Origin of the sequence: Salinisphaera sp. T31B1, from assembly GCF_040361275.1 — a bacterium.
Taxonomy (GTDB): domain Bacteria; phylum Pseudomonadota; class Gammaproteobacteria; order Nevskiales; family Salinisphaeraceae; genus Salinisphaera.
This window is the reverse complement of record NZ_APNH01000001.1, coordinates 955,596-962,500: the sequence shown is the minus strand read 5'-3', so window position 1 is coordinate 962,500 and position 6,905 is coordinate 955,596. Positions and strand designations below refer to the sequence as shown.

At 62.5% G+C, this 6,905-nt stretch carries 5 protein-coding genes and 1 rRNA gene (1 of these 6 only partly in view); 2 read left to right on the top strand and 4 right to left on the bottom strand.

All coding sequences use genetic code 11. From position 1 onward, the window contains the following. A 16S ribosomal RNA gene (locus T31B1_RS04455) occupies nucleotides 1-25 on the bottom strand (it extends 1,514 nt beyond the left edge of the window). A gap of 561 nt (nucleotides 26-586) precedes the next feature. Further along, the gene (tyrS, locus tag T31B1_RS04450) at nucleotides 587-1,798 is read right to left on the bottom strand and encodes a tyrosine--tRNA ligase (protein ID WP_353248747.1); all 1,212 of its coding nucleotides are present in this window, start codon (nucleotides 1,796-1,798) and stop codon (nucleotides 587-589) included. 171 nt (nucleotides 1,799-1,969) lie between these two features. Between tyrS and T31B1_RS04445 the strand changes: the two genes are divergently transcribed. Both T31B1_RS04445 and T31B1_RS04440 read left to right on the top strand, forming a co-directional pair. Beyond that, the gene (locus tag T31B1_RS04445) at nucleotides 1,970-3,658 is read left to right on the top strand and encodes an OapA family protein (RefSeq protein ID WP_353248247.1); all 1,689 of its coding nucleotides are present in this window, start codon (nucleotides 1,970-1,972) and stop codon (nucleotides 3,656-3,658) included. A gap of 100 nt (nucleotides 3,659-3,758) precedes the next feature. Next, nucleotides 3,759-4,931, top strand: coding sequence for an anhydro-N-acetylmuramic acid kinase (locus T31B1_RS04440; protein ID WP_353248246.1), 1,173 nt, complete (start codon nucleotides 3,759-3,761; stop codon nucleotides 4,929-4,931). Nucleotides 4,932-5,347: 416 nt separating this feature from the next. Here the strand turns inward: T31B1_RS04440 and erpA are convergent, their stop codons facing one another. Further along, complete coding sequence (gene erpA / locus T31B1_RS04435) at nucleotides 5,348-5,710, bottom strand: iron-sulfur cluster insertion protein ErpA (RefSeq protein WP_353248245.1); 363 nt, start codon at nucleotides 5,708-5,710, stop codon at nucleotides 5,348-5,350. Nucleotides 5,711-5,824: 114 nt separating this feature from the next. Next, the gene (gene argC, locus T31B1_RS04430; protein WP_353248244.1) at nucleotides 5,825-6,862 is read right to left on the bottom strand and encodes an N-acetyl-gamma-glutamyl-phosphate reductase; all 1,038 of its coding nucleotides are present in this window, start codon (nucleotides 6,860-6,862) and stop codon (nucleotides 5,825-5,827) included. Nucleotides 6,863-6,905 lie beyond the last annotated feature (43 nt).

Here is a 6,905-nt window from a genome sequence, read left to right as displayed (position 1 = left end):
GAGCCAGGATCAAACTCTCCAGTTTAATTACTTCTCAACTGGTATATGACCGAAGTCATATAATGAGTCATCCTAAGCGTTTGCTTTTGGATGCTCTATTAGGGCTTGGCTTTCGCCATCCCAAGGGAGCACCCACACAAGTCACTTACAAGTTGTTAAAGATCTGCAACTTGACTTCCAGCGTATGCCGCTTTCCGTTCATCTCGTTGCGAGAGCGGCGTACTATACGCCGATTTGCGAGAGTGTCAACAACTTTTTTAAATCATTTTAAAAAAGTTGCCAGGGATCATTTTGACCCGGTTCCGACTTCCATAGCGGATTGCTCCGCCTGTGATCGAAACCTGCCAAATAACGTTAACAAACCGTTACTTGGCACTGCCACTCCAACAAGATCAATCAGCCGATTAACGCCTGATGCCCTACGCCGCGAGGCGAGTGCTTGCCGCGTCCAACCCGGGGGTTTTTTGCGACCCGCACCGTTGCGAGAGGGCGTATTCTAGACTTCCGCGCCAGCCTGTCAACGAATTTCTGCAATTATTTTGAAATAAATTCGCGAAGCCTGTCATGACGGGCTTTTCGGCTGGACTCAGGAGCCTTCGGTCAGCCGTACGCGCGCGATTCGACGCTTTCCGACCTGGATCAGATGCTCTCCGCCGGCATTGAACACCGCTGCCGGATCCTCGATTCGTTGGCCATCCACCCGGACGGCACCCTGCTTGATCAGCCGCATCCCTTCACCATTGCTCTGGGTCAGCCCGACCGCACTGAGCAAGGCAGCGGTCTGGAGTCCGTTGTCGCTTACCGCGAGCTCCTGCAACGCGACGTCCTCCGGAACCGCGCCCTGGCTAAAACGGGCCACGAACGCCTGGTGTGCCGCCTGCGCAGCCCCCGCCCCGTGAAAGCGAGCGACGATTTCGTCGGCCAGACGGTATTTGAGGTCGCGTGGGTTGGCGCCCTCCGCCACCTCGGCCCGGTAGGCTTCGATCTGGGCCACCGGCTTGAACGACAACAACTCGAAGTAGCGCCACATCAACTCGTCGGAAATGGACATGAGCTTGCCGTACTGTTCGTTGGGCGGCTCGTCGATGCCGATGTAGTTGTCCAGCGATTTGGACATTTTCTGCACGCCGTCGAGGCCCTCCAGCAGCGGCATGGTGAGGACCGCCTGCGGCGCCTGCCCATAGACCTGTTGCAGATGGCGCCCCATCAGCAGGTTGAACTTCTGGTCGGTACCGCCGAGCTCGAGGTCGGCGTTCAACGCGACGGAGTCGTAGCCTTGAATCAACGGATACAGGAACTCGTGGATCGCAATCGGCTGATTGGCGTGATAACGCTTGTGGAAGTCGTCTCGCTCAAGCATGCGCGCAACCGTGTGCGTGGCTGCTAGCTTGATCATGTCGGCACTGGACAATTGATTGAGCCAGGAGGAATTCAAGACCACGCGCGTGCGCGCGGGATCCAATACCTTGTAGATCTGTGCCTCATACGTCGCCGCATTGGCCGCGACCTGCGCCTCGTCGAGCGGTTGGCGGGTGACGTTCTTTCCGGTCGGATCACCGATGCGCCCGGTGAAATCACCGATCAGGAACACCACGTCGTGCCCCAGATCCTGGAACAGACGCATCTTGTTGAGCAGAACGGTGTGCCCCAGGTGCAAATCGGGCGCGGTCGGATCGAAACCGGCCTTGATGACCAGGCGCTCGCCGGACCGCCCGGCAAGCTCGAGCCGCTCGCGGAACGGGTCCGACGGAATGATCTCGTGACAGCCGCGTTCGACCTCTGCCCATATATCCTGCATCGATTGCCCGCTCCAAAATCGTTGTACGGTCCGCTGATTGCGCCAATAGTCTAGCGTCTCGCGACTTGCCAAGCATCCGCGTTTATGCTTTTTTATCCTGATATTTATGGTCGGAACAGGGGCCGACCATAGATCACGACATCCGCTTCGGCACCGCACAGCACGTTATCTATGGGCAAGATCGACAGTGATTATCTGTGGCTGCACGAGCGGCCGCGCTCCGGCTCCCGGCTGCGTCGGCTCGCACTACTCCTTGCCATTCCGCTTCTGGGCGGCGCCGCCTGGCTGACCACGGCGCCGGAAGCAATCGACACCACCACGGTACTTACGGGCACGCAACCCTCTGAGTCACCATCCGGCACCCACGTCGATAATCACGCGGTCGCAGAATCGCCCGGCACCGGTATACCGCGCTCGACGACCGCCCCGCCGGTCGTGGTCAGGCGTACGGACGACCAAGGCACAGCCCAACAGCCGGTGGTCGACGCGGTATCCAGCACCGAGGATAAGCCGACCTCCGTCGCCGAACTCTCCGAGGCCGATATTGCTCTGAACGAGCAGCAATCCGGGGCCTCCGCGGTCCCTGTCGCCCCACTTGACCCTAACCGGGTCATTGATGACGCCGAGACCGTACAGAACACGCGTGTGGCGTCCGAACATATCCCGGGGTCGATCGAGTTGCTGGACGACGACAGCCGGCCGCTGGCCCAGGGCAGCGAGGCGCGGGCCTGGCAGGAGGTACCGATCGAGAGCGGCGACACGCTGTCCATCGCTTTCAGTCGGCATGGCCTGTCGTACAGCGACTCGCTCAAGATCGCACATATCGAAGAACATGGGCGACGGTTTACGCGCGGTCTGCGGGCCGGCGACGTATTGCGCGTACAGGCTGACCACGCTGGCAATATAAAGGCGCTGCAATACCCGATCGATGCCATGCACACGCTGGAAGTGCGCCCGGATGGAGATGGTTTCGCGGCCGACGTAGTGCTCACCGACGTCGAACACCGCAAGGCCTATGCCAGCGGCGTGATCGATACGAGCTTCTATGTCGATGCACTCGAGGCCGGCCTGAGCGACAGCCAGATCATGAAGCTGGCCACGATATTCGGCTGGGACATCGACTTCGCGCTCGACATCCGCCCGGGCGATCGCTTCATCGTCGTCTACGACGAACTATTCCGCGAAGGCGAGAAAGTCGGCGACGGCGACATCCTCGCCGCAGCCTTCAGCAACCGCGGGCGTGACGTGCGTGCGGTACGCTATACCGGCGGCTCGGATACCGAAACCGCGTATTATTCGCCCGACGGTCATGCGATGAAGAAAGCCTTCATCCGCACCCCGGTCGACTACACCCGTATCAGCTCGGGCTTCAACCTGTCTCGCAAGCACCCCATCCTCAACCGCATCCGCCGGCATGAGGGCACCGACTACGCCGCGCCGACGGGCACGCCGGTCAAGGCCACGGGCAACGGCCGCATCGTGTTTCGTGGACGTCGCGGCGGGTACGGAAACATGGTAATCATCAAGCACGATACGCACCTATCGACCCGCTACGGACACCTGTCCGGCTTCGCACGGGGCGTGGGTGTAGGCAGCCGGGTCCATCAGGGCGACATTATCGGCTATGTGGGCATGACCGGTCTGGCGACCGGCCCGCATCTGCACTACGAATTCCGCGTCGACGGCGCGCCCAAGGATCCGGAGACGATTGCCCTGCCCAAGGCGATGCCTCTGCCGAAGAAATATCTCCCGGATTTCCGGCAGCAGACCGCGCCACTGGTCGCCCAACTCGATACCCTGTCGCATACCGAGATCGCACGCGCCGAGACCGACTCCACCGCGGAGGCGGCATCGAACTGAATCCGTGCGTGCCTGATGCCATCGGGCACCGCACGCAAGGCCGGGCGGTACGTCCTGCGAGCGCAGGCCTGATATTTTTCTCTCCGCCGAGGCCTGTCTCATGAGCCAGCGCTGCTACATCGGGCTGATGTCGGGCACAAGCGTCGATGCGGCGGATGCCGTGGCTGTGCATTTCGACCACGCCGGCCGACCCGACATCCTGGCGACCCATGCCCAGCCGCCTGAAACCAAGCTGCGCGCAGACCTGCTGCATCTGTCCCAGCAGGTAGCCGGCGTTTCCCTGAGCAAGTTCGGCGAACTAGACCAGCGAGTCGGAGAGTGGTTTGCACAGGCGGCGCGCGAGGTCATGTCCAAGGCCAATCTGCGCCCGACCGATGTGGCGGCGATCGGCAGCCATGGACAGACGGTGCGCCACGAGCCGAACGCGCCGTACCCGTTCAGTTTGCAGCTCGGCTCGCCCAGCCTGGTCGCGGCCAGGACCGGTTGCAACGTCGTCGCCGATTTTCGCAACAGCGACATGGCAGCCGGCGGCCAGGGCGCGCCCCTGGTACCCGCCTTTCACCACAGCCTGTTCGCCGCCAGCGACCAGGCACGCATCGTCATCAACATCGGCGGCATCGCCAATATCACGGTGCTGCCAGCTAACGCCATTGACCGGACCGATCGGGTGCTGGGCCTGGACACCGGCCCGGGCAACGCCCTGATGGATGCCTGGATTTCCAGCCATCTCAAGCGGGACCTGGACGCCGATGGTGAATGGGCGGCCAGCGGACATGTCCACGACGGCCTTCTGGGCCAGATGATGGCCGATCCGTACCTGGATCGCGCCGCACCCAAGAGCACCGGCCGGGAGTATTTCAATCTCGACTGGTTGCGGGCACAGATTGACAGCCTTGCCCGCCCACCACGTCCCGCAGACGTGCAGGCCACCTTGTGCGAATTTTCTGCGGCGAGCATCGCGCAAGCCATCGACCGCTACGGGCCGGGAAAGGAGCAGCTGTTGCTCTGCGGCGGCGGCGCCCGTAACGCCGAACTATGTCGGCGGCTCGCACACCACCTCGCACCGCGGCCTATCGGACGGACCGACGAATACGGACTCGACTCGGACTGGGTTGAAGCCGTGGCATTCGCGTGGCTGGCCATGCGCACGTTACAGGGCCGCAGTGGCAACGTGCCGAGCGTGACCGGTGCTGACCGCCCGGTGCCGTTGGGAGCGCTCTACCGCAGCGCCTGTGCCGCGCCGACGTCGACCCCGAGCGGGCTGATCCGGTAGCCGCGGCCGAGCGTGCCCACAGGCGCGTCGACATGAAACGGGTACCGGCGTTGCCGCTGTGCCACTGACAACTTCGGCCTCTTAGCACACCACGAAACGCGCAGTGGCGGGCGCCGCGATGGCCCGCGTCAGTACTACCCGCGGACAAGCAGCCGGCATGGCGTCATGCCCTGCACCATCAGCACGTGGCTTGACCGCGATAACGTTGTTCTTATAACCGCCGACAGCCGACGATTCAGCGCCGCATGAACTGCCGCCATGGGCGTTGCCACCGCCACTGAGGGTGGTCGTGGCGTTGGGGTTGCAGCTGACGAACTCCGGCGCGCTGCACACCGTTTATACGGCAAACCTGATGCCTGGTTGCCCACCCCATTCGCCGGCAGCGAATTGCCCCTTACGAGGGCGGAAGCGCGCGCTTACACGGCGAAGGAGTTTCCGCAGCCACAGGTCGTCGTCGCGTTGGGATTGCGAATGACGAATTGCGCGCCTTCCACGCCGTCGGAGAAGTCGATTTCGGCGCCGGTCAGGTAGAGCACGCTCATCGGATCGACCAGCAGAGTCACGCCCTGCTTTTCGATCAGGGTATCGCCGTCCTCGATATTCTCGTCGAAGGTGAAGCCATACTGGAAACCCGAACAGCCCCCGCCCGAGACGAACACGCGCAGCTTGAGCGCGTCGTTGTCCTCATCTTCAAGCAGCTCCTTGACCTTGATCGCAGCGGCGTCGGTGAACACCAGCGCAGCCTGATCGTCGTATGCGGATTGTGTTGCGGTACTCATAAGCGTCCAGATTCCAGTGGCCCGGTCATCGACCCGGTTCAACTATCATAGGACATCGGTGCAACCTGCGCGTATTCAAGTCCACCGATTGCCCCAAAAATCGCGCGGCGTGACCTAAGGCAACGCCGCCGGCGCTTCCAGTGCGCGGGTTTCGGGCGCGCCGATCATCAGGTTGAAACACTGGACCGCCTGGCCGGCCGCGCCCTTGACCAGATTGTCGATCACCGACAGCACCACCGCCGTTCCACCGTCTCCGGGGCGATGGACAGCAATCCGACACATGTTGGCGCCGCGTACGTGACGTGTCTCGGGAGTTGCGCCCGGAGTCAGCACATCGACGAACGGCTCGGCGGCATAGGCCTGCTCGTAGAGCACCTGAAGATCGGTCTGACTGGCCATCTGTGCGTACAGGGTCGCGTGAATGCCGCGGATCATGGGTACCAGATGCGGCACGAATGTCAGCCCCACGTCAGTGCGCGCCAAGTCGCCGAGTATCTGGCGAATCTCGGGCAGGTGTCGATGACCGGCCACGCCATAGGCCTTGAACGAGTCGTGCATCTCCGCGAACAGGAAACCGGGCTTGAGGCTCTTGCCCGCGCCCGAGACACCGGTCTTCGCATCTGCGATCAGGTGGTCGATATTGACCACACCGGCATCGATGAGCGGCTTGAAGCCGAGAATGATGGCGGTCGGATAGCAGCCCGGGCAGGCCACCAGATCCGCCGCTGCGATCGCGCCGCGATTGAGTTCCGGCAAACCGTAGACCGCGCGTTCGATAAGCGCCGGGCACGCATGATCGACCCCGTACCAGCGGGCCCACAGGTCGGCGTCACGGATCCGGAAGTCGGCCGACAGATCGATCACCCGCTTGCCCGCATCGAGCAGAGCCGGCACGTCGTGCATGGCCGCGGCATGGGGCGTGGCAAAGAACACCACGTCGCAATCGGCCAGCGATTCGGCACTCGGCGCGACGAAGTCCAGATCGACGATGCCGCGCAACTGCGGACAGGCCTCGGCGACCGGCATGCCGGCGTCTCCGCGCGACGTCACGGCCACGATCTCGGCGTCCGGGTGTGCGCTGAGCAGTCGTAGCAGCTCCGTACCGCCGTATCCCGTGCCGCCTACGATACCGATGCGTTGTCTTTCGCTCATGATGGGCAACTGTCAAAGCCTGTGGAAACCGCGCATAATAACG